The following is a 25,511-nucleotide window of genomic DNA, read 5'->3' as shown; positions in this document are numbered from 1 at the left end:
ATTTGGAGACGTTCGATGGGTGGTATGAGTCTGGTTCACTGGCTGGTCGTGGCCGTGATCGTTATCCTGCTGTTTGGCGGCAGCCGCTTCTCGAACATGATGGGTGACGTCGCCAAGGGCATCAAACAGTTCAAGAAGGGCATGGCCGAGGAAGACGAGACGCCAGTCGCGCCGACCCGCCTGGAAGCGCAGAAGCCGGTCGAGCCCGCCTTCACGCCCGAGGCGGAGCGCGCGCGCGAAGAGCGTCGCTGATCCACGTCCCTCCTGATCGCCGCGGCGCCATATCGGCGCGCGGCGGGGTTTCCGCATGTTCGATGTAGCCCCTACCGAGCTCCTGCTGGTCGCGATCGTCGCGCTGCTGGTGATCGGCCCGAAGGATTTGCCGCGGGCGCTGCGCTTCGTCGGCCACTGGGTCGGCAAGGCCCGCGGCGTCGCGCGCCAGTTCCGATCCGGTTTCGATTCGATGGTGCGTGAGGCCGAGATGGCCGACATGGAAAAGAAGTGGGCGGAGGAGAACGCCCGGATCATGCGCGAGCATCCCGTCGACGCCAGCCATGCGCCGCAGGCCGCGCTGATGGCCCCCGGCGACGATGCTGCGCCTGCCGCGCAGCATGTGCCGGCGGAAGCGCCGAGCGCACCGCCGCTGATCGGCGACGGGCGGTTCGCGTCCGAGGATGCCGCGCCCCGGCTGGTCGAGCCGCCGGTGGTCCGCCCCGCCTTCAACGACGCGCCGCCGCCACCCACCAGCGACAGGGATGCGTCGTGAAGGACATCGACGATACTCAGGCCCCGTTGCTCGACCATCTGATCGAGCTGCGCCGCCGCCTGCTCTATTGCGTTCTCGCGCTGGTCGCGTGTTTCGGCGTCTGCTTCTATTTCGCGCGTCCGATCTTCGCCTTCCTGGTCCATCCGCTCGTCGCGGCGGGGCAGGACAAGATCTTCTTCACCCAGCTGTTCGAGGCGTTCTTCGTCCAGATCAAGGTCGCGTTCTTTTCCGCGATGATGCTGTCGTTCCCGGTCATCGCGATGCAGTTGTGGCAGTTCGTGGCGCCGGGCCTGTACAAGCAGGAAAAGCGCGCGCTGCTGCCGTTCCTGCTGGCGACGCCGGTGCTGTTCACGATGGGCGCGGCGCTCGCCTATTACATGGCGATCCCGATCGCGGTGCATTTCCTGCTGAGTTACCAGGGCGACTTGGGCGGCGTGCAGCAGGAGGCGATTCCGACGGTCGGGCCGTATCTGTCCTTCGTGATGCAGTTCCTGTTCGCGTTCGGCCTGGCGTTCCTGCTGCCGATCCTTCTCATGCTGCTGGAGCGAGCGGGGATCGTCACCCGCAAGCAGCTCGTCGGCGCGCGCCGTTATGCTATCGTCGGCGCGTTCGGCATCGCCGCGGTGCTGACGCCGCCCGATATCGGATCGCAGCTGCTGCTCGCGATCCCGCTGGTGATCCTGTACGAGCTGGCGCTGATCGGCATCTGGTTCACCGAGCGCAAGCGCGCGAAGCAGGTCGCGGCAGGGGATACGGCCTGACGCGACCAGGTCTATCACGGGCATAGAAAAAGGGGCTGCGTCGGGTCTGGCGCAGCCCCTTTTTCATGGACGTCGGCGCGTTACTTGGCGCCGTCCGCGGTCTTCGCCACGGTATCGCCCGCCGACTTCACGTCCTTGCCGACGCCCTCGACCGTGTTGCAGGCGCCGAGCGCCATCGTCCCGGCAAGAACGGCAGCGGTGATAAGCTTACGCATGATGGAATCCTTGGATTGCAGGGTTGGTCGAACGAGAATGTTCGATGCCGCCCTTCGTTCCGCAAACGCAAGGACGCCCGCGACGGAGTGCGACCGGCGGGCGATGGATACTGTGTCTTGGGAAGTGTTAGGCCCGGAAGCGCCACCGGGGGGGGAGGGTTGACGCTTCCGGGCCTGGGTCTTGGATAGCGAGAGCGGGGGGGCATAAATTCACTATCCGAGGTGTAGAACGTGGACAGCGCAAAAGGGTTCCAACGAAAAATTGGAAAAAAACGTCAGTCGCGTCCCAGCACCGCGATTGCGATTTCGTAAGCCCCGGCGAGCGGTTCGTGATGCAGCTTCGAACGGAGTTGGCGCGACAGGCCCTCGATGATGCGTCCGTAGCGATCGCGCAGCGCGGCGCTCAATGCCTCGCCCTCGACCAGCGCCGGCGAGCTGACACGCATGACCGCGCGCTCGGGCGTTTCGCCCGCGCTGAGCGACACCCGGACCTGCGCGGCAGGCTGGACCGACATCGCCAGCTCGACCAGCTCGGTGATGAGGAACGCGACCGCGACCGCCACGTCCTGCGACACCAGGAACGGCTCGACCTCCAGCGTGATGCCGAGCTGTGCCGACGCGTCGGGAGCGGTCGCGCGGATATTGGCCGAGAGCTCGCCGATCACCGAACGTAGGCTGAGGCCGCGGTTGACTTCCATTTCGGCGAAGTGGTTGCGGTGGACGACCGCCAGCGCATCGACGCGGCGCTGGATCGTCGCGTAGGCGCCGGCGACTTCGGGCGACGGCGAACTGCGCGCGTGGAAGTTGATGAGGCTGGCGATGACCTGCAGGTTGTTCTTCACGCGGTGATGAACCTCGCGCGTCAGCTTGGTCTGGCGCACCAGTCCTTCGGCCAGATCCGCCTCATGCGCGACCAGCGTCTGGCTGAGCCCGCGAAATGTATCGCCCAGCTCGCGGATTTCCTGCGCCGGGATCGTGCCGATGCTGACCGTGTCGAAGACGGTGCCGGGCTTGTATGCGTCGACGCCGCGGCGCAGTCGCCGCAGCGGGCGGATCAGCGATGCGTCTACAACGATCCAGCCGATGACCGATGCGACCACCCACATCACGATCGGCAGCAGCATCGCCACCAGCGCCGGCGAGGTGATCGGGGCCGCCGCGGTCGCCATGTCGAGTTGCAGCCCGTCGAAGCCGATGTCGACGATCCGCCGGTCGGTGCGCAGCAGCGCCATGTCGTCGAGCGGGCGGAGGACCAGACGGTCGCGCGGCGACGTCAGTTCGAGCGAATAGGGCGCGACGAAGCCGCTCGGGCGGCTGATTTCGGCCAGGAAGCGGGCCGGAAAGAAGACGCTGGCACGCGCCTGGCCGCGCGAGCCGCTGAGCGTCAGGGTCAGGCCGCGACCGGGCAGCACTTCGGCATGCAGGCCGTCCGCCTCGGGCAGCACCGCGTCGGGCACAATTTGTCCGCAGCGCAGCGTACCGGCGGCGTCGTAGATGCCGAAGGCGGTACCCGTCGACGTGGCGGGGGCAAAGATGCCTCGTACGCGGGCGCAGCTTGGCGCGTCGGCGGGGTCGCTCTCGATCGCGCGCAGGGCGGAGCGTAGCGCGTTGACGTCGCCGAGCAGCTCGATCGCGAGCGTGCGCGACGCTTCCGTCGCCGCCACGCGCAGCCGCGTGCGATTCTCGAGATCGGCGGTGCGCGTGGTCTGGAACGCGGCGGCGACGACGATGAGCGCCAGCGGCAGCAGCGCGGCGCTCAGGATCGCGAATACCTTCGCCCCGGTCGGCCAGCGCGCGAAGCTGCCATCCCGACGGGCCGCCGGTCGTTCGATCGTCATGTCGGGGGGCATCGCCGGCGGGGGGCCGTCAGCCGAGCTTGTTCAAAAGGTCGAGCATCTCGTCGGGAATCGTCTCGGACACGGCATCGTGATAGACGGCGCGCAGGGCATCACCGACGTTCTTTTCGCCACGCCCGGTATTTTTGCCTCCGGCCTTCGCGGGTGGCATCGCATCGTCTTCCTTCTTAGAACTCACCACTTCCCCCTCAGAACCCGGTCGTTGCCGGGGCACCCGTATCGCCGCCCGGAGCGCAGAAACAGCGCGTATCCGATGCTTGCGAGCGCGGATGAAACAAAAGACCGCGTTGTTTGTTCCATGTCCGTCGCAAATTCGGGGGAGGGCATTTCTTCCGGCTATGCCAGACGTATCATTTGACGCAGCGGGCGCCCATATGGGTGGCCTGAACAGCCAGGAGTAATCGGTAGAAATGTCGCTTGGACAACAGCTCGCTCCCCATCTTCCGTTCCTGCGCCGCTACGGGCGCGCGCTGACGGGGAGCCAGTCGGAGGGGGATCAGTACGTCCGCGCGACGCTGGAGGCGATCGTCGCGGCGCCCGAGGAATTTCCCCGCGACGTCGACCCGCGCCTGGGCCTGTACCGCACGTTCCAGGCGATCTGGGGATCGACTCACGCCGACAACCGGGCCGAGCCCGACGACGGCGGCAGCGATCAGGAAGCGATCGCGCGCGCACGCCTGTCGCGCATCGCGCCGCTGTCGCGCCAGGCGCTGCTGCTGACCGCGATGGAGGGCTTCACGGTCGAGGATACCGCCTATCTCATCAACGAAAGCACTTCGCGCGTCGACGCGCTGGTGAGCGATGCGCTGTCGGAAATCGACCAGCAGACCCGCGCCCGCGTGCTCATCATCGAGGACGAGCCGATCATCGCGATGGATATCGAGGCGATCGTGCGCGACCAGGGCCATGAAGTGACCGGCGTCGCCGTGACCCGCGACGAAGCGGTCGCGCTGGCGATGGAGGATCGCCCGGGCCTGGTGCTCGCCGATATCCAGCTGGCCGACGACAGCTCGGGCATCGATGCGGTGAAGGACATTCTGGCGAAGTTCGACGTGCCCGTCATCTTCATCACCGCCTTCCCCGAGCGGTTGTTGACCGGCGAGCGGCCCGAGCCGACGTTCCTTATCACCAAGCCGTTCCAGCGCGCGACCGTGAAGGCGGCGATCAGCCAAGCGCTGTTCTTCGACCAGTCGACCGCGCCGGTCGCGTAATAATCACGGACCCAAAACGAATCTGGGGGGTTTAAGGCGACATGTCGAACAATATCGATTCCGAAGGGCACCAGCACATCGACTCCGATCGTGCGCGCGCCGGGGCGACGCCGGGGATGACGCGCTACATCCTCGGTATCTCGCTCGGCCTGGTCATCATCGTTTTTGCGTTGATCTACCTGCTGACCTGACGCCTTCCATTTTCCATGCGGTAACGGCGCGCTCGCAATCCTGTGCGAGCGCGTTATCGTGTCGGCACGCCCCTGCGAACGGATATTGATGACTGACAACGCCCAAGACGACGATACCGACGACGCCGTGACGGAATATGTCCCGCACGTTCCGCTGAGCGACGACGAGTTCAAGGTCCAGCTGGGCCAGGTCATCCCGCACCTGCGCGCCTTCGGGCGCTCGCTGTCGGGCAGCCGCGACGTGGCCGACGATCTGGTGCAGGAAACCCTCCTGAAGGCATGGGCCGCGCGCCAGCGGTTCCAGGCGGGCACCAACATGCGCGCGTGGACCTTCATCATCCTGCGCAACCTGTACCTGTCCCAGATGCGCCGAGCGCGGTTCAAGGGCGAGTGGGACGATCTGGTCGCAGACCGCATCCTGGCCGCGCCGGCGAGCCAGGACCGGCACGTCGAGCTGACCGACATGCAGCGCGCGCTGCTCCACCTGCCGCAGCCGCAGCGCGAGGCGCTGATCCTGGTCGGCGCGGGCGGCTTCGCTTACGAGGAAGCCGCGGAAATCTGCGGCGTTGCGGTCGGTACGATCAAGAGCCGCGTCGCCCGCGGGCGCGTGGCGCTGGAGACGATCCTGACCGAGGGGCGCCTGCCGTCGCGTCGTGAGCATGACGCGGGCAGCAAGTCTGCGCTCGACACCATCATGGACGAGGTGGACGACCTCAGCCGCGACGGGCCGGGCTGACCGCGCGCGACAGCGTGTTCAAGCCGGGCAGGTTGACAGCGGTCGGTCGCTTAATGCGCCTGGTGTCTGTCGATGCGCCCGAGCGCGCCGAGCAGCGCGGACATGTCGTCGGGCACGCGCGCTTCGCGGGCGAAGGCATTGCGCAGGGACACGCCGATCGCATCGCAGGCGCGGGGCCGCGCCACCACGATCGGCTGCTTCGACGATTGATCCACATGTCCCATTCCTCCCAAACGCCCTAAGCGCGGAAATGTTGCTTCACATCAGCTTTTCGGGCGCGCAGGCTGGCGTCGCATGATCGACACGCAACCGGACGAGGCCACCGCGGGCAGACCCGTCGCGGACGCTCCCCCGGGGGGCGTGGCGGACGCGATCGAGGCGCTGGAGCGGGCCGAGCGATGGTCGCCCTTCCTTGCCACCTGCATCGCCCGCGACGGCGACGTCCGCGCGCGGATCGGGACGTGGCTGGACGATCCGCTGGCGGCGGTCGCGATCGATTCCGACCGACCCGTCGCGAGCGCGCTCAGGTTCGCCCGGCGACGGCTGGCTCTGATCGTGGCGATCGGCGACCTGTCCGGGCGGTTTGATCTGACCCGCACGACGCGGCTGCTGAGCGATTTCGCCGACCGCGCGCTCGACACCGCCATCGGCACCGCGATCGCCGAGCGCGTGCCCGGTGCGCCGAACACCGGCCTGGCCGCGATCGCGCTCGGCAAACAGGGCAGCCGCGAGCTCAACTATTCGTCGGACATCGACCCCATCCTGCTGTTCGATCCCGCCACGCTGCCACGCCGCGAGCGCGACGAGCCGCAGGAGGCAGCGGTGCGCATCGGGCGGCGCGTGGTCGAACTGCTGCAGGCGCGCGACGGCGACGGCTATGTCCTGCGCGTCGACCTGCGGTTGCGTCCGTCGCCCGAGATCACGCCGATCGTACTGCCGATCGAGGCGGCGATCGGATACTATGAATCGCAGGCGCTGCCGTGGGAGCGCGCCGCCTTCATCCGCGCCCGCGCGGCCGCCGGCGACGTCGTGCTGGGGGAGGGGTTTCTCGCCACCATCCGCCCGTTCGTATGGCGTCGCGCGCTCGATTTCGGGACCATCCGGGAAATTCGCGGCATCTCCCGCCGGGTGCGCGACCATTATGCGCAGGGGCAGCGCTTCGGCCCCGGCTACGACCTGAAGCGCGGGCGCGGCGGCATTCGCGAGATCGAGTTCTTCGCGCAGATCCACCAGCTTATCCACGGCGGCCGCGAGCCTGCGTTGCGCGCGCCCGCCACCCGCGATGCCCTTGCGGCACTGGCGTCGGCGGGGCGGATCGATTCCGATGACGCCGTCGCGCTGGCCGAGGCCTACACGCTGTTCCGCACGATCGAGCACCGCGTGCAGATGATCGACGATCGCCAGACCCACGCGCTGCCCGCCGCCGGCGAGCCGCTCGACCGGGTGGCAAGGCTGCACGGGTTGGCCGACGGTGACGCGCTGCTCGACCTGCTGCGCCCGCATGTCGAACGGGTGGGGGAGGTTTACGACGCGCTGGATGCTGAACCCGGCGTGTCGGTGGCGGTGTCCGCCGCGCCGCTGGAGGCGCAACTGGCCGTCGCCGGGTTCGACGACGCGCCCGCTGCCGTCCAGCGGATCGAGGCGTGGCGCGGCGGCGCCTATCCCGCGCTGCGCAGCGCTGCGGCACAATCGGCGCTGGAGGCGGTGCTGCCCGCACTGATCGCCGCGATCGGCGAGGCGCCCGACGCCAATGCCGCGCTGATGCGGCTCGACGCGATGTTGTCGCGCCTGCCGAGCGCGATCAACACGCTGCGGCTGATCGCCGCGCGGCCTGCGCTGCTGGCACTGCTGACCGCGATCCTGGCGCATGCGCCGACGCTGGCGGAGGCGCTGGGGCGGCGTGCGGGGCTGCTCGACGGGCTGATCGACGCGACCGCATTCGACCCGGCGGGCAGCGTCGCCGCGCTCGCCGACGAAATGCGCGCGGGCGAAGCGGGCGACGATTACCAGCGGTTGCTCGACCACGTCCGCCGTGTCGTCGGCGAGAAAAGGTTTGCGCTGGGCGCGCAGATCGTCGCTGGCGCCGCCGATCCGCTGGAGGTGTCGGCGGGCTATGCGCGGGTCGCGGAGGCGGCGATCGAGGTGCTGACCGCGGCCACCGTCACCGAGTTCGAAACCAAACACGGTCGCGTTCCCGACAGCGAGCTCGTGATCTTGGCACTCGGTCGGATGGGCGGCGCGGCGCTGACCCATGCGTCGGACCTCGACCTGATCTACCTGTTCACCGGCGACTTCGCCGGCGAGTCGGACGGGGAAAAGCCGCTTGGCGCCGTCCTCTACTACAACCGTCTGGCGCAGCGGGTGACCGCGGCGCTGTCGGTGGCGACCGCTTCGGGCCCGCTCTACGAGATCGATACGCGGCTGCGGCCGTCGGGAGCGTCCGGGCCGCTGGTCGTGTCGCTCGACGGGTTCGAGCGGTATCAGCGCGAGAGTGCGTGGACGTGGGAGCATATGGCGCTCACGCGGGCGCGGGCGATCTTCGGGTCGCCACCGGCGCGCGCGGCGGTCGATGCAATCATCGCAAAGGTGCTGGCCGGCGACCGGCCCGAGCGCGACATCGTCGCCGACGCGGTGCAGATGCGCGCCGACATGGCCGCGCACAAGCCGCCGGCAGGACCGCTCGATGCGAAGCTGCTCGACGGCGGGCTCGTCGACCTGGAATTCGCGGTGCACGTCGCGCAGTTGCGGAACCGCGCCGGGTTCGATCCTCACCTGGGCCGGGCGATCGACGCGCTGGTCGCCGCCGGATTGCTGCCAGCGTCGCTGCGGCGGGCGCACGATTTCCTCAGCCGGCTGCTGGTGACGCTGCGGCTGGTGGCGCCCGATGCACAGCCGCCCGCCCCGGCCACGCGGGCGCTGGTTGCGCGGGCGCTGGCGATCGACGACTGGGACGGCGTGCTTGCCTGTCTGGATGCCACGCGGCAGGACGTCCGCGCCGCATGGGCGCAGGTGACCGGAGACGATCGATGAGCGAGGGGCCGATGACCGAGGGCGATGCCATCCCCGACGTGACGCTGGCCGGTGCCGATGGCCCGATCCGGCTGGCCGACTATCGCGGTGCGCCGCTGGTCGTGTATTTCTACCCCAAGGACGACACGCCCGGCTGCACGCGGGAGGCACAGGATTTCTCTGTCCTCGCCGCCGACTTCGCCGCCGCGGGTGTCGCCGTGCTCGGCGTTTCGAAGGATTCTCCCGCCAAGCACGCCAAGTTCGCCGCCAAACACGGACTGACGATCCCGCTCGCCAGCGACGATGATGCGAACACTGTGCTGGGGGCGTTCGGAGCCTGGCAGGAAAAGTCGCTCTACGGGCGCAAATACATGGGCATCGACCGCTCGACTTTCCTGTTCGGCGCCGACGGCACGCTGGTGCGGGCGTGGCGCAAGGTGAAGGTCGCCGGCCACGCCGAGCAGGTGCTGGCCGCCGCGCGCGCGCTGTGACCAGCGTCGCCGCGGCGATCGCGGGCGTGCTGGCGACCGGCGATCCGCGCGCAAAGATCGCCGCCGCGCGGAAGGTCGCGCGCGACTGGCGGCTGGGACGGCTCGACTGGCGGTTCGACACGCCGATGCCCGACCGGCCTGCACGCCCCGCAGAGCCGGAACTGCTGCCGCCGAGCGCCATGCCGCGCCGGGGCAAAGGATCGCAGCATGGCCGCATCGCGCTGGTCCACGCCATCGCCCACATCGAATTCGCCGCGATCGATCTCGCCTTCGACATTGCCGGTCGCTTCGGTGGTACGTTTCCGCGTGCATTTACGGACGACTGGCTGGCGGTGGGCGCGGACGAGGCGATGCATTTCGCACTGCTCGACCGGCGGCTGCATGCGCTCGGCAGCCGCTACGGCGCGCTGCCCGCGCACGACGGATTGTGGGAAGCAGCGGGCGACACCGCCCATGATCCGCTCGCCCGGCTGGCCGTCGTACCGATGGTGCTGGAGGCGCGCGGCCTGGACGTGACGCCGGCGACGCTGGCGCGGGTCGAGGCGGCGGGCGACGCGCCGACCGCGCGGATCCTGCGTCGTATCCTGAGCGACGAGGTCCGCCACGTCGCGGCGGGCACGCGCTGGTTCGAATTCGGCTGTGCGGAGCGCGGTTTCGATCCCCAAGCGACGTGGCAAAAGCTGGTGACGCAGCATTTCCGCGGCACGATTAAGGGTCCATTCAACGACTCGGCGCGCGACTCTGCCGGTCTGACGCGGGAATATTACGCCGCTATTGCCCGTTAACCCAAAGCCCCGCATCCTTTTGGCGTCAGGGCGGAGGGGGCTCTTTTCTGACAGTCTTCAAATGCTTCAACCCCGGTTTCAGGGCGGGGACGGGCTGTTTCGGGTTGCGGGGATCAATGTCCACTTCCGTAGTTTCCACGATCGCCGTCTCGATCACGCGCGGTCGCATCGGTTTCGGTGTCGCGCTGCTCCTGTCGGGCATGGGTGTCGTTCCGACCGCCTCTGCCGAGAGCCGGCCAGCGCCCCGCGCCGCGGTGGGTGGCCCGCTGGAGCCGGTGACTGCGGTCGCTGCCGTATCGACCGACATCGGCGCGCTGCCGACCGCGACCTCCGACGCCCAGTTCCGCACGCTGTTCCAGACCTGGAAGAAGCTCGACAGCCCCGAGCAGACCGTGATCGCGATCCCGTCGATCCAGCCGGTCGCCAACCTTCAGTTCACCAGCAATTTCGGGGTCCGCTCCGATCCGTTCCGGGGCACTGCCGCCATGCACGCCGGGGTCGATATCCCGGGCCGCATCGGCACGCCGATCTACGCCACCGCCGACGGCATCGTCGGTCGCGCCGAGCGGGCGGGGGGCTATGGCAACCTCGTCGAGCTGAACCACGGTCGCGGGATCGAGACTCGCTACGGCCATCTCTCCAAGATCTTGGTCGAGCCGAATACGAAGGTCGTGCGCGGCCAGCTGATCGGCCTGATGGGGTCGACCGGGCGCTCGACCGGCAGCCACCTCCATTACGAGGTCCGCATCGACGGGCGCGCGGTCAATCCGACGCCGTATCTGCAGGTCGCCGACACGACGCCCGCTTATCAGGCGTCGCCGATGCAGCCGGTCGCGATGGGCGGTCCGGCGATCAATCGCTGAGCCGATCGCCCGCCCGGCGCAGTTGCCGCCACCGGTGATCGCGCCTATCTCCGGCGCATGGCCATTCTCGAACAAGCCGACATCGGCCTGACCCCGTCCGCCGCCGCGCGCGTCGCCGCGATCGCCGCGCGTCAGGGCAAGCCCGCCATCCTGCGCCTGTCGGTCGAGGGCGGCGGCTGCTCCGGCTTCCAGTACCAGTTCGGCTTGGCCGAGGACGCGCAGGACGATGACAGCGTGGTCGAAACCGACGGCGTGCGGCTGGTCGTCGATTCCGTCAGCCTCGATCTCGTTCGCGGTGCCAGCGTCGATTTCGTCGAGAGTCTGGGCGGCGCGGCATTCCGCGTGACGAACCCCAATGCCGCGTCGGGCTGCGGCTGCGGCTCCAGCTTCTCGATCTGACGTCCGCGTGAAGATCGTCAGCTACAACGTCAACGGCATCAAGGCGCGCCTGCCGCGCCTGGTCGAATATCTGACCGAGGCGCAGCCCGATGTCGTCTGCCTTCAGGAGTTGAAATCGGCGGACGAGGGGTTCCCGATCGCCGATATCGAGGCGGCAGGGTATGGCGCGATCTGGCATGGGCAGAAGAGCTGGAACGGCGTCGCCATCCTCGCGCGCGAGGCCCAGCCGGCCGAGCGTCAGAAGGGTCTGGCCGGCGAGCCTGAGGACGAGCACAGCCGCTATATCGAAGCTGAGGTGAACGGCGTCGTCATCGCGTCGATCTACCTGCCCAACGGCAATCCGCAGCCGGGTCCGAAATTCGATTACAAGCTACGGTGGATCGATCGCCTTGCCGAGCGCGCACGCGATCTGCTGGCTGAGGAAGTGCCGGTCGTGCTGGCGGGCGACTACAATGTCATCCCCAACGATGACGACACGTATTCGGTACGCGCGATGCAGGACGACGCGCTGATGCAGCCCGAAAGCCGCGCCGGATACCGTCGCCTGCTGGCGCAGGGATGGACCGATTCGCTGCGCACGCAATTTCCGCGCGGCGGGATGTGGACGTTCTGGGACTATCAGGCCGGCGCGTGGCAGCGCGACGCCGGGTTCCGCATCGACCATCTGTTGCTCAGCCCGCGCGCGGCGGATCGCTTCGCCGGGGCGGGCGTCGACAAGGAATATCGCGGGCGCGAGAAGGCGAGCGACCACGCGCCGACGTGGGTGCGGCTTCGGTGAAGCGGATCGCGGCGGCGATCGCGGTCTGCACCGCGACGCCGGCCATCGCGCAGGATCGCGACCTGTGTACCGACCGCCCGGGCCTCGGCACGCCGCCGTGCATCGTCGATCGCGGGCGCGTGCAGGTGGAGACGGGGCTGGCCGACTGGACCAGCACCGACGATGCCGAAGCGCGCAGCGATACGCTCATCATCGGCGAGACGGTGGTTCGCATCGGCGTGTCCGACACGATCGAGGCCCAAATCGGCTTTACGCCTTATGGTCGAGAGCGCGTCCGGACGAAGGCGACCGGTGCCATCGACAGGAGCGACGGGGTCGGCGACTTGCTGCTGGGGGCGAAGATCGGTCTCGCCAATCCCGAGGGCAGCGGGTTTTCCGCGGCGGTGCAGCCGCAGGTGACGCTGCCGGTCGGACGCGCACCCGCGGGTGCGGGGGACTGGGGAGCGGTAGTGGTCGTGCCGGTCAGCTACGAACTGCCCGGCGGCGTGTCGCTGCAAGCCTCCCCGCAGATCGCCGCCGCCGTGGACGAGGATCGCCGCGGGCGCCATGTCGCCTGGGGGACGACGGTCGGGCTCGGCATCGACCTGACCGATACGCTCGGTCTGGGGCTGGAGGTGCAGGCGGTGCGCGACTACGACCCGCTGGGTGCCACGACGCAGAGTTACGCCGGGGTGTCGCTGGCCTGGCAACGTGGCCGCGACCTTATGCTCGATGTCGGCCTCAACGCCGGGCTGAACCGCGACAGCGACGACGTGGAACTGTACGTCGGGTTCAGCCGGCGGTTCTGATAGCGCGAGCGCCAGACCCCGCCCGTTCGTGCTGAGCTTGTCGAAGCATGTGCCACGGACGGATCGTCCCCGACACGCACTTCGACAAGCTCAGTGCGAACGGATTTGGGATTGGTCTCGACCGGAGACATGAAGCGCCAGTTTTTACGCTTCACAAATCCTTGCCGTACACGTTGTACGTCTTGTTGATCGTGCAATCGATGGTCTCCGCGATCGATCGCATGCCCTGATTGTCGTCAAGGATCCAGCCGATCTCGCCGCGCGTCGCGCCATAGCGGGCGACCGAGGCTCGGCGGATATATTCGATCATCATGAAGGCCAGCTGGCTCGCCATGCGCGACGATTGCAGTTCCTTGACCACACCCATCAGCGGCACGCGCATCGTCTTCACCTTCGGGCGCCGCAGCCACAGCAGCAGCTTTGCCCAGCCGAACGGCAGCAGATTGCCCTTCAGCGGCGCGATCGCCTCGTTCAGGTCGGGAAGCGTGATCATGAAAGCCACCGGGCGCCCGTCGACCTCGGCGATGCGGATCAGGTCGTTGAACACGATCGGCTTCAGCTTGACGCCGACATCCTTGATCTCGGGCGGGGTGAGGGGGACGAATCCCCAATTGTCCGACCACGCATCGTTCAGGATGTCGAGGATGATCGCGGCCTCCTCCTCGAACTTCGACTTGTCGACCTCGCGGATGCGGATGCGCGGGTTGCGTTCGCCCGACTGGATGATCCGGCGAACGATGGGGGGGAATTCCTTCGTGATGTCGAGGTCGTAGGTGAACAGCTCCTTCACGCAGCTATAGCCCGCCCCCTCGATCCAGCCGCGATATTCGGGTTTGGCATGACCCATCATGATCGTCGGCGGATGGTCGTATCCGTCGACAAGCAGGCCCGGCTCCTCCCAGATCGACATGCTGATCGGCCCCAGCGCGCGCGTCATCCCTTGGTCGCGCAGCCAGTGTTCGGCGGTCTCGATCAGCGCCGCGCCAGTGGCTGCATCCTCTGCATCGAACAGCCCCCATTGCCCGACGCCGGGGCCGAAGCCCTGGTCGGCGGGCATGGTCAGCGCCAGCGTGTCGATATGCGCCGAAATTCGCCCCACGACGCGCCCGTCGCGTTCGGCCAGGAACAATTGCGCCTTGGCATGGCTGAACCAGCCGTTCTTTTCGGGCGTGATGAGGCCGAGCGCCTCGTTCTTCAGCGGCGGAACCCAGTTCGGATCGTCGGCGTAGAGGCGGAACGGTAGCGCGACGAAGGCCTTTCGATCGGCCTTGGACGTGATCGGACGGATGGTGGCAGGGGTCATGCGTGGCGCGGCCTCGGGAGTGCGATTTCCCCAAGCAGTCCCGCGCGATGCGGGAACTGTCAAGCCGCGCCCCTGTTGTTGCCACTCTCCCGACACTATCTATCTGCTATGGCACAGGTAATGACTCAGACTCTGACCCTAGACCCGCGTGAGATGGCGGCCGATGTCGCGGCGCCGGTGCGTCGCGAGAAAGTGGCCGACGACAAGGCGTTGCTGCGGACCGCGGCGGAATTGTCGCGAGACCTGCATGCGCCGAAACCGTGGCTCTACTGGCTCGATACCGCGGCGTCCGCTGCGGTCGGCTACGCGGCGCTGGCGGGCGCGATCCTGGCGCCGGTGACGTGGGTCGCGGTGCTGTGCGGCGTCGTCGCGGTGTTCGCGCTGTACCGCGCCGGCAGCTTCATCCACGAGGTGAGCCACATCAAGCATGCCGCCGTTCCGGGCTATCGGATGGGCTGGAACCTGATGGTCGGCGTGCCGCTGCTGATCCCGTCATTCATGTACGAGGGGGTGCATAATTTGCACCACGCCAAGACGCGCTACGGCACCGCGGATGACCCCGAATATCTGCCGCTCGCGCTGATGAAGCCGTGGTCGGTGCCGATGTTCACGCTGGCCGCCGCGCTTGGGCCGATCGCGCTCTTGTTCCGCTACGCCGTGCTGTCGCCGCTTGGGCTGCTGGTTCCCAAGCTGCGCGCCGCGATCGTCGCGCGCTTCTCGGCATTGGCGATCAATCCGGCCTTCCGCCGGCGTGCCGCCGATGGCGAGCAGCGGCGTCTGTGGATCCAGCTGGAGGTACTGACGTCGTTCTGGGCCATCACTCTGATAGCGCTCGTCGTGACCGGGGTCGTGCCGCTGCGCGCGTTTGCGATCTTCATCGGCGTGCTGTCGGCGACGATGGTCATCAACCAGATCCGCACGCTCGTCGCGCATCTGTGGGAGAATGAGGGCGAGGCGATGAGCGTCACTGCCCAGTACCTCGATTCGGTCAACGTGCCCCCGCCCGCGCTGCTGCCGATGCTGTGGGCGCCGGTCGGCCTGCGTTACCACGCGCTGCACCACCTGCTGCCGGGTCTGCCCTATCACGCGCTGGGTGAGGCGCACCGTCGCCTGTCGGCGGCGCTGGAGCAGCATTCGCCCTATCACAAGGCGAGCTACGACGGGCTGCCCGGGCTACTCCACCGGCTGGTGCGCAGCACCGTGACGGTGGGGAAGCGGACTATTCCTCTGTCCTGACCAGCACCGCTTCGCCGACCAGCAGGAACAGCAGGAACGGCGCCCAGGCCGCGAGGAACGGCGGGTAGGCGCCGAGGTTGCCCATCGCCAGCGCGAAATTGTCGGCGACGAAATAGGCAAAGCCCAGCGCCATGCCCGACACCGCGCGGACGAACAGCTTGCCCGATCGCGCCACGCCGAATGCGGCGACTGCGGCGAGCAGTGGCATCAGCACCGCCGACAGCGGTCCCGACAATTTGTGCCACAACGACCCCTCCAGCGCCTTGGTCGGGCGACCGGCGGCGTCGAGGTCGTCGATCGCCGAACGCAGCGCGCCGAACGACAGGCCATCGGCATCGACGCTCGCCAGCGTGAACTGATCGGGGCGCACGCCGCGCCCGACGACGGTGGTACCGATCGCCGCCTGCTTGCCGGTCGCCACGTCGAAGCGTTGCGCGCCGTCCAGCCGCCATCCGTCGCCGTCGCGGCGCCCGGCGGGTGCGGTGATGATCGAGGCAAGCGAGCCGCCGCGCCGCTCATAGACGCTGACGCCGCCAAGCTGGGCCGCGTCCCCGCGTCCGCGAATCTGCGCGACCTGGATCAGGTCGTCGCCGCTGCGCACCCATACGTTGGCGCGGTCGCCGCGGTCGATGGGGAGCGGGCCGTAATCGACCTTCTGCCACTGGTCGAGCGTCGCGGTCGCGCGCGCGACGATGCGGTCGTTGAACGCGAACGAGATGATCGCGACGCCGAGCCCCGCGACGATCAGCGGTGCAAGCACCTGGTGCGCCGACAGCCCGGCGGCCTTCAGCGAGATGATCTCGCTGTTCTGGTTCATGGTCGACAGCGTGATGATCGTGCCGAGCAGGACCGAGAAAGGCAGGAAGCGCGAGATGATCTCCGGCGCGCGCAGAGACACGTAGCGCCAGATTTCGCTCTCGCCATTGCCCGCATGGGCGAGGATACGGCCGGATTCGCTGAGCAGGTCGAGCGCCTGTAGCACCAGCACCAGCGCGAACAGCACCGCAAAGGTCCGCGTCACGAACAGCTTCGCCATGTAGATGGTGACCGTGCGCGACGGGAAGAACGACGGCATCTTCATGCCACGGCCTCCTCGTTTCGAGGCCGCGCGATCGACAGGCGTCGGCGCAGCCAGCCGGCGACCTTGCCCGACACGCGCTCGAGGCCACCGATCGGCTGGCCGCCGGGAACATGGGCGACCTGCCAATACATCCAGATCACCAGCGCAGCGAAGATCAGGAACGGCCCCCACAGCGCGACCAGCGGGTCGATGCGGCCCAGCCCGCCCAGGTCGCGCGCGTATTCGTTCACCTTGTGATAGGCGACGACCATCACGATCGACAGGAACACGCCGAGCGCCGAGGTCGATCGCTTGGGCGGTACGCCGAGCGACAGCGCGAGCATCGGCAGCAGGAAGATCGTTGCGACCTCCACCAGCCGGAAATGGAAGGCGGCACGGCTGGTATCACGCTCCTTCTCGCTCACGCGCGCGTCATGGCCGAGGATGGCCAGCTCAGGCAGCGTGCGCTCCAGCCCGGTGTTGCCGCGCATCCGGAACGCCTCGAACCGCGGCAGGTCGATCGGCAGGTCGTGCGAGGTGAAGCTCAATACGCGGGGGCTGGTGTAGCCGGGTGCGTAGTGGACGAGCGTGCCGTTGGTCAGGCGGAAGATGATGACGTCGGGGTCGTCGGTGCGCAGGAACTGGCCGCGCTCCGCGGTCACCGACACCCATTGGCCGGGCTTCGGCTTTGCGTTCACGAATATCCCGGTCAGCCGCGCGCCCTTGTCGCGGCTCTGCTCGATGCGCAGCGTCAGCTTGTCGCCGAGCTTGGTGAATTCGCCCACCTTGATCGACGCGCCGAGCGCGCCCGATCGCAGCTCGAACCGCAGCCCCTCATAGGCATAGCGCGCCTTGGGCTGGACATAGCCGACGATCGCCAGATTCACCGCCGCCAGCACGATCGCATACATGTACGGCACGCGCAGCAGGCGCCCGTAGCTCATGCCGACGCCGCGCAGCACGTCGAGTTCGGACGTGGTCGCGAGCTTGCGGAAGGCGAGCAGGATGCCGAGCATCAGCCCGATCGGGATGCCGAGGCCGAGATATTCGGGCAGCAGATTGGCCAGCATCTTCCACACGACGCTGACCGGTCCACCCTCCGTCGCGACGAAGTCGAACAGGCGCAGCATGCGGTCGAGGATCAGCAGCATCGCCGAGATCACCAGCGTCGAGAGCAGCGGAACCGCGATCAGGCGGGCCATGTAGCGATCGAGCGACTTCATGGAGGGTGGTTTGCTTGCCTTCGACGGGAATGGCCCCCGCTATACCCCGCCGGCTGTCGGACGCCACCGCAAAATCGGACGGGGCGATCAGGCCGCGCTGCGGCGTGCCGGGGCTGCGTCGCGCGCCGCCATCGCCTTGTCGATCGCAACTTCCAGCGCCGCGATCGTATAGGGTTTGCGGAGGACGACGCGCCCGCCGAAATCGTCGTGCTCGGCGGCTTCTCCGGCAAAGCCCGTGACGTACAGCACGGCGGCGTCGGGCAGGCGCGGGGCGATCGCCGCGATCACTTCGGGGCCGGTGCGACCCGGCATCAGCACGTCCGATATCACGAGATCGATGGCGGCGGCGCCCGCCACCACCTCCTCCACGGTCAGCGGATCGGGGCAGGGCAGCGGGCGGTGGCCGAGGTCGACTAGCACGTCGATGGTCGCCGACAGCACGCGCAGGTCGTCCTCGACGACCAGGATGTCGAGGCTGCGGGTCGCGGCATGGGGCAGGGCGGCGTCGGGCAGTGCGGTGGGCTCCGCGGCCGGCGGGGCGGCGGCGTGGCGGGGCAGGTACAGGGTGACCGTCGTGCCCGCGCCCGGCTGCGACGCGATGCCGATCTCTCCGCCGGTCTGCTGGACGAAGCCGAAGATCTGGCTGAGCCCCAGGCCGGTCCCCTTGCCGACCGGTTTGGTCGTGAAGAACGGCTCGTACACCCGCTCGATCACGTCGGCGGTCATGCCGCAGCCGGTGTCGCTGACCGCGATGGTGACATAGTCGCCGGCGACGCACTGGCCGACGCTGCCGTCACCGAGCGTTGTCGTGCCGGTGGCGATGGTCAGCGCGCCGCGCCCGTCCATCGCGTCGCGGGCGTTGACCGCGAGATTGAGGATCGCGTTCTCCAGCCCGTGGCGATCGACCCACACGTGCCACCCCGCCGAATCGTGGACGGTTTCCACCCGGATGGCGTCGCCCAAGGTCCGGTCGATCAGGTCGGACATGCCGTCGATCAGCGTCCGCGCCTCCACCGCCTGCGGCAGCAGCGGTTCGGCACGGGCGAAGGCGAGCAGCCGTCGGGTGAGGGCGGACGCGCGGTTGGCGCCCTCCGCCGCGCTGTCGAGATGGCGTCCGACCTCGTCGCTACCCTCGGCATGGCGGCGCTTGGCAAGCTCGATCCCGCCGAGCACGACCGCGAGCATGTTGTTGAAATCATGCGCGATCCCGCCGGTCAGCTGGCCGACCGCGTCGAGCTTCTGGATCTGGCGCAGCTGCGCTTCCGCCGCCTCGCGCTCGCGCGCCTCGGCATGGAGTTCATCGGTCGCGGCGACGACGGCTGCTTCCAGATCCTCGGCGCGCTGGCGCTCGCTATCGGCCTCGGCGGCGGCGATCGCGCGGTCGGTCTGCGCACGCACCGTCAGCCAGCCGAGCGCGATCGCGCCGAGCAGGATGGCGATACCGAAGCCCGCGAACACCTTGGCCGCGGTATTCGACCGCTCGATCGTCGCCTGCGCATCGGCGGTGCGCCGGGACAGCAACAGGCGCTCGGTGTCGATGAACCCCTGCAGCAGGCGGTCGATATCCTTCAGCGCCTGGTCGTCGCTGGCGGCATAGTAGCGGGCGAGCGCCTGGTCGTTCTTGCGATAGTTGGTGCTGAGCGCGATCAGCGACAATTGGTCGCCGCGCACGCGGTAGGCGGTACGCAGCGCATCGACGCGCGCGCGCTGCATGTCGTTGTCGCGCGCCAGCACGTCCAGCCGGTCGATCTGCTGCCCCGCCTGCGTCCAGCCGTCCTGGAAGCGGCGCCCGATCGCCTTGTCCCCGCTGATGACGAAGCGGCCCAGCGTCGCCTCGGCCTTGGCGATCGTCCCGGCGAGCGAGCGGGTGAGGATCATCACCTCGAAACTGTGCGATTGCAGGCTGAGCGCGCGGTCGCGGGCACGGTTCGACGCACCGAGCGCGGTGACCAGCGCAGTCAGCACCGCCGCGCCCAGCACCGCGACGATCACCATCGTGATCGTGCGCCAGCGGGCACGGACCCAGTCCACGCTGTTCGTCAGTCCCCGGTCGCTCATCGCGGCGCCCGCCTTACAGGACCGCGCGGTGCGGGGAAAGGCGGCGCATCAGGTCCGGGGCGTCAGGCGAGCACGCCCACCGCGCGGCCCGCCGCCTCGAACATGCCGAGCACGGTCCGGATCTGTTCGGGCGTGTGTTCGGCGCAGAGCGAACAGCGCAGCAGGAACGTCCCCGCCGGCGTCGCCGGCGGGCGCGCCATGTTCACGTACAGACCGCCGTCGAGCAGCGCCTGCCACATCGCGACCGCCTGTTCCTGATCGTCGAGGATGACCGCGATGATGGCGCTGTCGGGGCTCTCGGTGCCGAGCTTGAAGCCCAGCGCCTTCAGCCCGCCGTGCAGCGTGCGGGCATTGTCCCACAGCCGGGCGCGCTTTTCGTGCGCGGTCTTGAGCTTGCGGATCGACACCGCCGCGGTGGCGACGACCGACGGCGGCAAACTCGCGGTGAAGATATAGGGGCGGCAGGCGAGGCGGATCGCCTCGAACTTCGGGTGGTTCGACACGCAGAAGCCGCCGACCGTGCCGACCGATTTCGAGAAAGTGCCGACGACGAAATCGACGTCCGCCTCCAGCCCCATGTCCTCATACACGCCGCGCCCGTTGGGGCCGTAGAAGCCCATCGAGTGCGCCTCGTCGGAGAGCACCATCGCGCCGTGCTTCTTGGCGACCGCGACCATTTCCTTGAGCGGCGCGATGTCGCCGAGCATCGAATAGACGCCCTCCAGCACCACCAGCTTGCCGGCCTCGGCGGGCAGGCGCCCGAGGCGCTTGTCGAGATCCTCGACCGAATTGTGGCGAAAGCGGACGATTTCGGCGACGCCCTGCTTGCAGCCATCGTAGATCGAGGCGTGGCTGTCGGCGTCGAGGATGACGTAGTCGCCCTTGCCCGCGAGCGTCGAGATCATGCCGAGGTTGGCCATGTACCCGGTCGAGAACACGATCGCGCCGCTGACGCCGTAGAAGTCGCGCAGCGCCTCCTCGACTTCCATGTGGTCGCGGAACGTGCCGTTGAGCATCCGGCTGCCGTTGGTGCCCGACCCGAACTGGTCGAGCGCGTCCTTGCCCGCCTGGATGACGTCGGCATCGAACGTCATGCCCATGTAATTGTAAGTGCCGAGCAGAATCGTCTCGCGGCCCTTGATGACGGCCTGCGTCGGCGACTTCACCTCGTCCATCACGATCGCGAAGGGATCGGTGACGCCGGTGTCGATCAACGCCTGGCGCTCGGCGATCAGCGCGTCGAACTTCGACATCAGGTCGCGCTCGCCGCCCGGTTCGACCACCGGCTTTTCGGTCGCAAGGCCTGCATCGGTCATCGGATCAGCCCTTCAGCTTGGCGACGGCATCGACCAGCTGGCCGACGGTTTCGATCTCGGCCTGCATGTTCATCGTGATGATGATCTCGAATTCGTCCTCGATCGCGGCGACGAAATCCATGACGGTCAGGCTGTCCCACTCCAGGTCGCCCTGGAACGTGGTCGCCTCGGAGAGCGCCACGCCCTTCTTGTTGAACGGTTCGATCTGGGCGGCGACGGTGTCGAAAATGGCGGCGCGGTCGGTCATGCGAACATCCTCTGGGCGCCAAATGCGGCGCGGGTTTGGCGGCAGGCTATAGCAGGCCGTTCGCGCGATACCATGCCGCGGTCGCGGCGAGGCCGTCGGGCGTGGCGATGGCCGGGTGCCACAGGTCGGGCGGCGGGCGTTTGAGCGGATCGGCCACCCAGTCTGGGTGACAGAAATAGGACACGCGGTCGGGCGTCAGCTTGGCGCCGGTGCCGCGCACCAGCGAATCCACCCGCGCGCCCAGGTTCAGCAGGCGGCGGGGCAGGGCGATCGGGCGGACCCGCTTGCCCAGCGCATCGCCGATCGCGCGGGCGAAGGCGGCGTGGCTCCATCCGCCGGCTCGTCCGTCGTCGACTTCGTAGATGCGGTGCGCCGCCGGCGCCTTGGCGAGCGTGAGCAGCAGGCGGGAGAGGTCGTCGACATGGATCGCCGACATCCGTCCGCCCGGCGGCAACAGCGCGACCCCCAGCCGGGCAATGCGGAACAGGTCGAGCATCTCACGGTCGCCGGGTCCGTAGATCGCAGGCGGGCGCACCATGTCCCAGGCGAGGCCCGACCCCTCGACGAGCCCTTCCGCGTCCGCCTTCGTCGCGCCGTACTCCGACAGGCCGGGCTCGCGCGCGGCGAGGGAGGAGACGTGGACGAACCGCGCGACCCCGGCGTCGCGCGCAGCGGAGAGGATGTTGCGCGTGCCCTCGACATTACCCGCGACGAACCCTGCGCGGTCCGGCGCGTTCACGACGCCGGCGACGTGGACCACCGCATCCGCACCCGTGGCGAGCCGCAGCAGCGCAGCGGCGTCATCGAGCGCGCCTTCGACCCATGTTACACCCTCCGCGTCGTCGCGCGGACGGCGAGTCAGCGCGCTCACCGCCACGCCGCCCTCGCGCGCGAGCGCCAGCAGCCGCGTGCCGACAAAGCCGGTGGCGCCGGTGACCGCGATCCTCACAGCAGCGCCATGTGGTTGCGATGGACCAGCGCGGCGCGCGGGGCATAGTCGAGGATCGCGGCCTGGTGCTCGCTGTGCGTGCCGAGCAGGCGGGCAACATCGGCGGCGTCGTACTCCGCCAAGCCCCGGGCGAGCGGCCCCGCCGGCCCCTCGATCGTCACCAGGTCGCCGCGGAAGAACATGCCGCGCACGCCGGTCGCGCCGACCGCGAGCAGGCTGTTGCCCTGCGTCAGCGCGCGGGCGGCGCCGGCATCGACGACGATGCTGCCCTTCGCGGTCAGGCGCCCGGCCAGCCACGCCTTGCGCGCGCGGGCGCGGCGTTCGGGCACGAACAGCGTGTGGCGCGCGTCGGCCGCCAGCGGGCGCTCGGCATGGCCGCTGGCGATGGCAAGCGCGGCGCCCGCCGCGCACGCGATCTTCGCCGCCGCGATCTTCGATACCATGCCGCCCGAACCCATGCCCGAAGCCGAGCCGCGATCGGCCATCGCCTCGATGGCGGAATCGATCCGCTCGACCACCGCGATATGCTCGGCGCCGGGGAGGGCGGGATTGCGGTCGTACAGCCCGTCGATATCGCTCAGCAGCACGACGCCTGCCGCCCCCGCCGCCTGCGCCACGCGCGCGGCGAGCCGGTCGTTGTCGCCGAAGCGGATCTCGGCGGTCGCGACGCTGTCGTTTTCGTTGATGACCGGCACGACGCCGAGCGACAGCAGCCTGTCGAGCGTGGCCGAGGCGTTGAGGTACCGCCGGCGATCCTCCAGATCGTCGAGGGTCACGAGCATCTGCGCAGCGGTCAGCCTCTCATGCCCCAGCACCTCGGCCCACACCTGCGACAGCGCGATCTGCCCGACCGCGGCGGCGGCCTGCGCATCCTCCAGGCTGGCGCGGCCGCCCTTCGCCAGGCCCAGCCGCCGCGCGCCGAGCGCGATCGCGCCGGACGACACCACCGCCACCTGCTGACCCTCCGCGATCCGCGCGGCAATGTCCGCAGCGATCCCCGCCAGCCAGTCGCGCCGCACCGCACCGCCGGGATGGACGAGAAGCGCCGATCCGATCTTCACGATCAGTCGCGGGCAGGTGGCGGGCGCGAACACCATGACGACAGCGTTAGCGCGGCAGGACGCGCGCGCCAATCAGCCGCATCGACAGCTCAGACCGGCGACCAGTCGAGCGCATCCTCGCCCTCGTCATCGGCGGCGATGGTCTTGGCGGCATCGGCGTCGCCGATCGCCTCGATCATGCGGTCGAGCACCCAGTCCACGCCGATCCCCGCCGCGCCCGAAATGGCAATGACCTCGGCACCGCTCGCCGCCTCCAGCTCCGCGGAAATCGCAGCGATCAGTTCGTCGTCGAGCGTGTCGATCTTGTTGAGCGCAACCACGAACGGCTTGTCGGTCAGCCCGGCGCCATAGGCCTCGAGCTCCTCGCGCACGATGCGGTAGCTCTCGGCGACGTCGGGATCGTTGGCGTCAACCAAGTGGAGCAGCACGCGGCACCGCTCGATATGCCCCAGGAAGCGGTCACCGATCCCGGCGCCGTCCGCCGCACCCTCGATCAGGCCGGGGATGTCGGCGATGACGAACTCGCGCTCCTTGTGCCGCACCACGCCCAGCTGGGGGCGGGTGGTGGTGAAGGCATATTCGCCGACCTTGGCCTTCGCATTGGTGACGGCGTTGATGAAGGTCGACTTGCCGGCGTTGGGCAGGCCGACGAGGCCGGCGTCGGCGAGCAGCTTGAGGCGCAGCCACACCCACGCCTCGTCGCCCGGCCAGCCCGTGCCGTGCTGGCGCGGGGTGCGATTGGTCGAGGTCTTGTAGCTCAGGTTGCCGCGACCGCCGTCGCCGCCGCGCAGGAATATCTCGCGCTGGCCGACTTTCGTGAAGTCGAGCAGGACGTGCTCCTTGTCCTCGCTGATGACTTGGGTGCCGACGGGTACCTTGATGACCAGATCGTCGCCGCCGCCGCCTGTCATGTTCGAACCCGCGCCGCCCTTGCCGCGGGGCGCGCGGAAATGCTGGGTGTAGCGAAAGTCGATGAGGGTGTTGAGGCCGGCCACCGCCTCGAACACGATGTCGCCGCCCTTGCCGCCGTTGCCGCCGTCGGGCCCGCCATATTCGATGAACTTCTCACGCCGGAACGACACCGCGCCGCCGCCGCCGGTGCCCGAACGGACGAAGATCTTTGCCTGGTCAAGAAAATGCATGGCCGCTCCCTAGCGACTTCGCGCGGGCAAAGCGACACGGCTGTGAGAGGCCTGGCGCGCCCGGAGGGATTCGAACCCCCGACCGAGGAGGTAGAAGCTCCTTGCTCTATCCAGCTGAGCTACGGGCGCGCGGTGGCCCAATGCGTTAGCGCGGATTGCGGGCGCGTCCAACCGCGATCATAAAGGGGGCATGGATCGGGGGGATCACCAGGCGACGGCGCAGGTCGATGCGCGCGACGTGGCGGGCGGGCAGTTCCGCTATTTCGACGTCGTCATGGCGGCGTTCGTCACCATCCTGCTGCTGTCGAACCTGATCGGCGCGTCGAAGCGCGCGGTGCTCGACGTGCCCGGCATCGGCACCTGGGCGTTCGGCGCGGGGGTGGTGTTCTTTCCCGTCAGCTACATCATCGGCGACATCCTGACCGAAGTGTATGGCTATGCCCGTGCGCGCCGCGTGATCTGGACGGGGTTTGCCGCGCTGCTGTTCATGGCGTTCATGGCGTGGGTGGTGGTGGCGCTGCCGCCCGACGCCGGCTGGGGCGGGCAGGCGGCGTATCGGGAGGTGTTCGGTAGCACGTGGCGCATCGTCCTCGCGTCGATGACCGCCTTCTGGGTCGGCGAATTCGCCAACAGTTTCGTGCTGGCGCGGATGAAGGTGTGGACCGAGGGGCGCCACCTGTGGACCCGCACGATCGGCTCGACGATCGTCGGCCAGGCGTTCGACAGCCTGATCTTCTACCCGCTCGCCTTCTACGGCCAGCCCGGCTGGACGACCGCCCAGCTGGCGCAGGTGGTGCTCAGCCAGTTCCTGCTGAAGACGTTGTGGGAGGCGCTGCTGACGCCGGTGACCTATGCGGTGGTGGGCGCGCTCAAGCGGCGCGAGGGGATCGACGTGTTCGATCGGGGCACCGATTTCACGCCGTTCCGGACGGGGGTTTAGCGACCTCCTCCAATACCGTTCGCCTCAAGTAATCGTCGAGCTTGTCGAGACGACGTATCGAGAGGTGGGTGCCGCACGGAGAGGACTTCTCGATACGGGCTCTCGACTATGCTCGATCCCTACTCGA

At 68.5% G+C, this 25,511-nt stretch carries 27 protein-coding genes, 1 tRNA gene and 1 pseudogene; 15 read left to right on the top strand and 14 right to left on the bottom strand.

Annotation, left to right across the window (positions count from 1 at the left end):
* Positions 1–15: 15 nt before the first annotated feature.
* From M9980_RS06835 to tatC, 3 genes are read left to right on the top strand one after another with little or no spacing between them, the layout of a single operon-like run.
* Positions 16–252: a twin-arginine translocase TatA/TatE family subunit gene (locus tag M9980_RS06835; protein WP_250754690.1), complete on the top strand. Its 237-nt coding sequence runs from the start codon at positions 16–18 to the stop codon at positions 250–252.
* A 55-nt stretch (positions 253–307) separates the two neighbouring features.
* Positions 308–766 (top strand): Sec-independent protein translocase protein TatB, encoded by a 459-nt coding sequence (tatB, locus tag M9980_RS06830; protein WP_250754688.1) that lies wholly within the window; start codon positions 308–310, stop codon positions 764–766.
* On the top strand, positions 763–1,527 hold the full coding sequence (tatC, locus tag M9980_RS06825) for a twin-arginine translocase subunit TatC (RefSeq protein WP_250754686.1): 765 nt from the start codon (positions 763–765) through the stop codon (positions 1,525–1,527). The genes tatB and tatC overlap by 4 nt, the downstream gene beginning before the upstream one ends.
* 80 nt (positions 1,528–1,607) lie before the next feature.
* Here the strand turns inward: tatC and M9980_RS06820 are convergent, their stop codons facing one another.
* From M9980_RS06820 to M9980_RS06810, 3 genes are all read right to left on the bottom strand, one after another.
* Complete coding sequence (locus M9980_RS06820; protein ID WP_250754684.1) at positions 1,608–1,742, bottom strand: entericidin A/B family lipoprotein; 135 nt, start codon at positions 1,740–1,742, stop codon at positions 1,608–1,610.
* Between the two features lie 275 nt (positions 1,743–2,017).
* Positions 2,018–3,580, bottom strand: coding sequence for a sensor histidine kinase (locus M9980_RS06815; RefSeq protein WP_250754682.1), 1,563 nt, complete (start codon positions 3,578–3,580; stop codon positions 2,018–2,020).
* A 28-nt stretch (positions 3,581–3,608) separates the two neighbouring features.
* On the bottom strand, positions 3,609–3,749 hold the full coding sequence (locus tag M9980_RS06810; RefSeq protein WP_250754680.1) for a NepR family anti-sigma factor: 141 nt from the start codon (positions 3,747–3,749) through the stop codon (positions 3,609–3,611).
* A gap of 259 nt (positions 3,750–4,008) precedes the next feature.
* Here M9980_RS06810 and M9980_RS06805 point away from each other — a divergent pair, with 259 nt between their 5' ends.
* The 3 genes from M9980_RS06805 (at position 4,009) to M9980_RS06795 (ending at position 5,736) form a co-directional block, all read left to right on the top strand.
* Entirely contained in the window at positions 4,009–4,809 is an 801-nt protein-coding gene (locus tag M9980_RS06805; protein WP_250754679.1) for a response regulator, read from the top strand.
* Between the two features lie 41 nt (positions 4,810–4,850).
* Positions 4,851–5,000, top strand: a complete 150-nt coding sequence (locus M9980_RS06800) for a hypothetical protein (RefSeq protein ID WP_250754677.1) — start codon at positions 4,851–4,853, stop codon at positions 4,998–5,000.
* 88 nt (positions 5,001–5,088) lie between these two features.
* Positions 5,089–5,736 (top strand): sigma-70 family RNA polymerase sigma factor, encoded by a 648-nt coding sequence (locus M9980_RS06795; protein WP_250754675.1) that lies wholly within the window; start codon positions 5,089–5,091, stop codon positions 5,734–5,736.
* A gap of 50 nt (positions 5,737–5,786) precedes the next feature.
* Here M9980_RS06795 and M9980_RS06790 read toward each other — a convergent pair whose 3' ends face one another.
* A complete protein-coding gene (locus M9980_RS06790; protein ID WP_250755080.1) occupies positions 5,787–5,951 on the bottom strand; it encodes a hypothetical protein in 165 nt (54 codons plus the stop codon).
* 79 nt (positions 5,952–6,030) lie between these two features.
* Here M9980_RS06790 and glnE point away from each other — a divergent pair, with 79 nt between their 5' ends.
* The 7 genes and pseudogenes from glnE (at position 6,031) to M9980_RS06755 (ending at position 12,849) form a co-directional block, all read left to right on the top strand.
* Entirely contained in the window at positions 6,031–8,766 is a 2,736-nt protein-coding gene (glnE, locus tag M9980_RS06785; RefSeq protein ID WP_250754673.1) for a bifunctional [glutamate--ammonia ligase]-adenylyl-L-tyrosine phosphorylase/[glutamate--ammonia-ligase] adenylyltransferase, read from the top strand.
* Positions 8,763–9,236 (top strand): peroxiredoxin, encoded by a 474-nt coding sequence (locus tag M9980_RS06780; RefSeq protein ID WP_250754671.1) that lies wholly within the window; start codon positions 8,763–8,765, stop codon positions 9,234–9,236. Before glnE ends, M9980_RS06780 begins: the two co-directional genes overlap by 4 nt.
* Positions 9,233–10,021: a ferritin-like domain-containing protein gene (locus M9980_RS06775; protein ID WP_250754669.1), complete on the top strand. Its 789-nt coding sequence runs from the start codon at positions 9,233–9,235 to the stop codon at positions 10,019–10,021. The genes M9980_RS06780 and M9980_RS06775 overlap by 4 nt, the downstream gene beginning before the upstream one ends.
* Positions 10,022–10,266: 245 nt before the next feature.
* Positions 10,267–10,884: pseudogene (locus M9980_RS06770) on the top strand (M23 family metallopeptidase); the annotation flags it as partial.
* Positions 10,885–10,941: 57 nt separating this feature from the next.
* On the top strand, positions 10,942–11,283 hold the full coding sequence (gene erpA / locus M9980_RS06765; protein ID WP_250754667.1) for an iron-sulfur cluster insertion protein ErpA: 342 nt from the start codon (positions 10,942–10,944) through the stop codon (positions 11,281–11,283).
* A gap of 7 nt (positions 11,284–11,290) precedes the next feature.
* Positions 11,291–12,061: an exodeoxyribonuclease III gene (gene xth / locus M9980_RS06760; RefSeq protein ID WP_250754666.1), complete on the top strand. Its 771-nt coding sequence runs from the start codon at positions 11,291–11,293 to the stop codon at positions 12,059–12,061.
* Positions 12,043–12,849: a transporter gene (locus tag M9980_RS06755; protein ID WP_250754664.1), complete on the top strand. Its 807-nt coding sequence runs from the start codon at positions 12,043–12,045 to the stop codon at positions 12,847–12,849. The genes xth and M9980_RS06755 overlap by 19 nt, the downstream gene beginning before the upstream one ends.
* A 151-nt stretch (positions 12,850–13,000) precedes the next feature.
* Here M9980_RS06755 and M9980_RS06750 read toward each other — a convergent pair whose 3' ends face one another.
* Positions 13,001–14,152, bottom strand: coding sequence for an N-acetyltransferase (locus M9980_RS06750; protein ID WP_250754662.1), 1,152 nt, complete (start codon positions 14,150–14,152; stop codon positions 13,001–13,003).
* A gap of 120 nt (positions 14,153–14,272) precedes the next feature.
* Here M9980_RS06750 and M9980_RS06745 point away from each other — a divergent pair, with 120 nt between their 5' ends.
* On the top strand, positions 14,273–15,388 hold the full coding sequence (locus tag M9980_RS06745) for a fatty acid desaturase family protein (RefSeq protein ID WP_250754660.1): 1,116 nt from the start codon (positions 14,273–14,275) through the stop codon (positions 15,386–15,388).
* Here the strand turns inward: M9980_RS06745 and lptG are convergent.
* From lptG to M9980_RS06700, 9 genes are all read right to left on the bottom strand, one after another.
* Positions 15,372–16,469, bottom strand: coding sequence for an LPS export ABC transporter permease LptG (lptG, locus tag M9980_RS06740; RefSeq protein WP_250754658.1), 1,098 nt, complete (start codon positions 16,467–16,469; stop codon positions 15,372–15,374). The two genes, M9980_RS06745 and lptG, sit on opposite strands and share 17 nt — an antisense overlap.
* Complete coding sequence (gene lptF, locus M9980_RS06735; protein WP_250754656.1) at positions 16,466–17,671, bottom strand: LPS export ABC transporter permease LptF; 1,206 nt, start codon at positions 17,669–17,671, stop codon at positions 16,466–16,468. Before lptF ends, lptG begins: the two co-directional genes overlap by 4 nt.
* Before the next feature lie 87 nt (positions 17,672–17,758).
* Positions 17,759–19,729 carry an ATP-binding protein gene (locus M9980_RS06730; protein WP_250754654.1) on the bottom strand — a complete coding sequence of 657 codons (1,971 nt, stop codon included), beginning with the start codon at positions 19,727–19,729 and terminating at the stop codon, positions 17,759–17,761.
* 62 nt (positions 19,730–19,791) lie between these two features.
* The gene (gene spt, locus M9980_RS06725) at positions 19,792–21,045 is read right to left on the bottom strand and encodes a serine palmitoyltransferase (protein ID WP_250754652.1); all 1,254 of its coding nucleotides are present in this window, start codon (positions 21,043–21,045) and stop codon (positions 19,792–19,794) included.
* Between the two features lie 4 nt (positions 21,046–21,049).
* Positions 21,050–21,292: an acyl carrier protein gene (locus tag M9980_RS06720; RefSeq protein WP_250754650.1), complete on the bottom strand. Its 243-nt coding sequence runs from the start codon at positions 21,290–21,292 to the stop codon at positions 21,050–21,052.
* Positions 21,293–21,338: 46 nt separating this feature from the next.
* Positions 21,339–22,241 (bottom strand): NAD-dependent epimerase/dehydratase family protein, encoded by a 903-nt coding sequence (locus M9980_RS06715; protein WP_250754648.1) that lies wholly within the window; start codon positions 22,239–22,241, stop codon positions 21,339–21,341.
* A complete protein-coding gene (gene proB, locus M9980_RS06710; RefSeq protein ID WP_250754646.1) occupies positions 22,238–23,338 on the bottom strand; it encodes a glutamate 5-kinase in 1,101 nt (366 codons plus the stop codon). Before proB ends, M9980_RS06715 begins: the two co-directional genes overlap by 4 nt.
* A 53-nt stretch (positions 23,339–23,391) precedes the next feature.
* A complete protein-coding gene (gene obgE, locus M9980_RS06705) occupies positions 23,392–24,444 on the bottom strand; it encodes a GTPase ObgE (RefSeq protein WP_250754644.1) in 1,053 nt (350 codons plus the stop codon).
* A 52-nt stretch (positions 24,445–24,496) separates the two neighbouring features.
* Positions 24,497–24,573, bottom strand: a tRNA-Arg gene (locus tag M9980_RS06700).
* A 61-nt stretch (positions 24,574–24,634) separates the two neighbouring features.
* Here M9980_RS06700 and M9980_RS06695 point away from each other — a divergent pair.
* Positions 24,635–25,384: a queuosine precursor transporter gene (locus M9980_RS06695; RefSeq protein ID WP_250754642.1), complete on the top strand. Its 750-nt coding sequence runs from the start codon at positions 24,635–24,637 to the stop codon at positions 25,382–25,384.
* Positions 25,385–25,511 lie beyond the last annotated feature (127 nt).

The organism is Sphingomonas donggukensis (assembly GCF_023674425.1).
GTDB classification, from domain to species: Bacteria; Pseudomonadota; Alphaproteobacteria; order Sphingomonadales; family Sphingomonadaceae; genus Sphingomonas; species Sphingomonas donggukensis.
The sequence above is the reverse complement of the archived record's forward strand: the minus strand, read 5'-3'. Positions and strand labels throughout refer to the sequence as shown.

What these genes read in the sequence shown, in the direction of transcription:
- M9980_RS06820 (WP_250754684.1), bottom strand. Translation starts at nt 1,742, where the DNA reads ATGCGTAAGCTTATCACCGCTGCCGTTCTTGCCGGGACGATGGCGCTC.
- M9980_RS06805 (WP_250754679.1), top strand. Translation starts at nt 4,009, where the DNA reads ATGTCGCTTGGACAACAGCTCGCTCCCCATCTTCCGTTCCTGCGCCGC.
- M9980_RS06745 (WP_250754660.1), top strand. Translation starts at nt 14,273, where the DNA reads ATGACTCAGACTCTGACCCTAGACCCGCGTGAGATGGCGGCCGATGTC.
- lptF (WP_250754656.1), bottom strand. Translation starts at nt 17,671, where the DNA reads ATGAAGTCGCTCGATCGCTACATGGCCCGCCTGATCGCGGTTCCGCTG.
- lptG (WP_250754658.1), bottom strand. Translation starts at nt 16,469, where the DNA reads ATGAAGATGCCGTCGTTCTTCCCGTCGCGCACGGTCACCATCTACATG.
- glnE (WP_250754673.1), top strand. Translation starts at nt 6,031, where the DNA reads ATGATCGACACGCAACCGGACGAGGCCACCGCGGGCAGACCCGTCGCG.
- M9980_RS06800 (WP_250754677.1), top strand. Translation starts at nt 4,851, where the DNA reads ATGTCGAACAATATCGATTCCGAAGGGCACCAGCACATCGACTCCGAT.
- M9980_RS06780 (WP_250754671.1), top strand. Translation starts at nt 8,763, where the DNA reads ATGAGCGAGGGGCCGATGACCGAGGGCGATGCCATCCCCGACGTGACG.
- M9980_RS06815 (WP_250754682.1), bottom strand. Translation starts at nt 3,580, where the DNA reads ATGACGATCGAACGACCGGCGGCCCGTCGGGATGGCAGCTTCGCGCGC.
- M9980_RS06695 (WP_250754642.1), top strand. Translation starts at nt 24,635, where the DNA reads ATGGATCGGGGGGATCACCAGGCGACGGCGCAGGTCGATGCGCGCGAC.
- M9980_RS06720 (WP_250754650.1), bottom strand. Translation starts at nt 21,292, where the DNA reads ATGACCGACCGCGCCGCCATTTTCGACACCGTCGCCGCCCAGATCGAA.
- M9980_RS06730 (WP_250754654.1), bottom strand. Translation starts at nt 19,729, where the DNA reads ATGAGCGACCGGGGACTGACGAACAGCGTGGACTGGGTCCGTGCCCGC.
- M9980_RS06835 (WP_250754690.1), top strand. Translation starts at nt 16, where the DNA reads ATGGGTGGTATGAGTCTGGTTCACTGGCTGGTCGTGGCCGTGATCGTT.
- obgE (WP_250754644.1), bottom strand. Translation starts at nt 24,444, where the DNA reads ATGCATTTTCTTGACCAGGCAAAGATCTTCGTCCGTTCGGGCACCGGC.
- M9980_RS06810 (WP_250754680.1), bottom strand. Translation starts at nt 3,749, where the DNA reads ATGCCACCCGCGAAGGCCGGAGGCAAAAATACCGGGCGTGGCGAAAAG.
- tatB (WP_250754688.1), top strand. Translation starts at nt 308, where the DNA reads ATGTTCGATGTAGCCCCTACCGAGCTCCTGCTGGTCGCGATCGTCGCG.
- erpA (WP_250754667.1), top strand. Translation starts at nt 10,942, where the DNA reads ATGGCCATTCTCGAACAAGCCGACATCGGCCTGACCCCGTCCGCCGCC.
- M9980_RS06750 (WP_250754662.1), bottom strand. Translation starts at nt 14,152, where the DNA reads ATGACCCCTGCCACCATCCGTCCGATCACGTCCAAGGCCGATCGAAAG.
- spt (WP_250754652.1), bottom strand. Translation starts at nt 21,045, where the DNA reads ATGACCGATGCAGGCCTTGCGACCGAAAAGCCGGTGGTCGAACCGGGC.
- proB (WP_250754646.1), bottom strand. Translation starts at nt 23,338, where the DNA reads ATGGTGTTCGCGCCCGCCACCTGCCCGCGACTGATCGTGAAGATCGGA.
- M9980_RS06795 (WP_250754675.1), top strand. Translation starts at nt 5,089, where the DNA reads ATGACTGACAACGCCCAAGACGACGATACCGACGACGCCGTGACGGAA.